1 protein-coding gene is annotated in these 1,930 nt (G+C 33.3%); it reads left to right on the forward strand.

The features are described 5' to 3' along the window. On the forward strand, window positions 1-1,930 hold a 1,930-nt coding region (locus ACW2QF_RS19925), incomplete at both ends, for a hypothetical protein (protein ID WP_455717762.1).

A 1,930-nucleotide genomic window follows, 5' to 3' on the forward strand; every position in this document is an offset into this window, starting at 1 on the left:
TTTCTAATATAAAAAAATCTAATCGTAAAAATTCAGCTGGCAAGACGGTCAAAGTTCGAGCAAAGATTTCAACAAAAGGTGTAACTGATGCTGATCAATTAACTGCTATAAAATTATATAACGCCTATGTCGATGAATTAAAGACCAATACTGCTCTTCTAGCCGAGGAGCAAGAAAAATATAATGGATATGTAAAAGAAACTCCACGAACAAAACTTAATAACAATATAGCTGCTTACGACGATAAGATTGGTTGGAAACAAAATGAGCAACAAGACGTTCTAAATAAAATAGCCGAAATTGAAGCAAAAGGTGGGCAGGTAACAAAAGACTTATATGATAGTTTAATCGGATATCAAAATGATGAGTTGGCTTACTGGAAAAAAGAAAAAGATTTGGCGATTGCTGCCGCTGCGTCTGAGAAAGAAAAAAATGGATACTCAACTTATTGGTACGAGCTTCAAGATATTATTCAAGGGGCGCAAGATGAAATATCTGGAATTAACGTGTCTATTAAAGAAAACGAGCAACTAATCAATGAATTGTCTTGGAATGCTTTTGACAAAGGTATTACTAAAGTTGATAAAATGCAAGAAGAGCTTGATTCCCTTAGTGACTTAATTGATGAAGATAATCTTACATTAACTGACTCAGATGACAACTTCCTAGGTTTAAGCGATGACGGTTTGGCTAAAATGTCTTTATTACAATTAGGGCTTGCTAGTTCCACAGAAGAAGTAAAGGCATTGCAAGCTGAAATTAATAAATTAAATAAACAGTATGCAAATGGTGAGGTTAATGAGGCTAATTATACATCAAGACTCGATTCGTTGAACTCTCAGTTGCGAACGGCTGTAAGTCAAACTAATAGCTATAAATCCGCCATTCAAGATTTAGTTACTGTAATCAAAGATGGTGAAATTGATGCCCTTAACAATAAGTTAGATGCTTACAAGGAATTAATCGACGTACAAAAAAAGGCTTTGGATAATGAAGAATCACTACGTAAATACGAGGATTCAATTTCAGATAACACAAAAGACCGAGAAAAAATTCAAAACAGAATTAATGAGTTGACTCGTGCTGCTAATTCAGGTGATAGAGAGGCGCAAAACGAATTAAAAGATTTGCAAGATGAATTAGCTAAAAATCAAAAAGAGTTAGATGATCTTCAATATGACAGAAAAATAGAATTACAACAAGACGCTCTTGATGAGTCATATGACGAGTATGAAAAAATGATTAATAATCAGATTGATGCCTTAGAAGATTATTATGACAATCAGGAACAGCTTATATTAGACGCCGCCAATTTAACAGAAGATAAATTTACAGAGGTGTATAATAACTTATTAGAATTAGCAAAATCTAATAATATTTCAATATCGACTGATTTAAAGACAAACCTTGAATCTATGATGTCACAGCTTGGATTAACTTCTAGCTACACATCGGATTCATTGATAGCTAATGGCAACACATCGACAAGTTCAGGCAATAATTCTGATAGTAGCACATTAAAGAAACAGTTGAGAGCAATTATGGATAGTGGAACTGGATCAAAAACAAGTTCTAGTGATTTAAATAAATACATCAAAGGAACGCTTGGTGGTAAAAATATATCATATGCTCAAATGGTTCAAATGGCTAAATTATTAGGTGTATCGGGTATTTCTAGTTCAAAAGATGTTGAAGGCAATGACTCTAACAAGAACAAAATATTAAAAGCACTAAAGAAAATTGGTAAATTTAAAACTGGTGGAATTGCTAAGATTGATAACCCTAATCCACTACTCCAATCATTGACTGGTGAACATGGATTTGGTCTTATTCAGAATGGAGAAGGTTTAGTCAGTCCTTCAGATACGTTGATTATGAAGGATTTATTTGCAAATCTACCAAGTATAAACAACCTTGTAAGACTAACTGA

This window comes from Anaerosporobacter sp. (assembly GCF_965301125.1).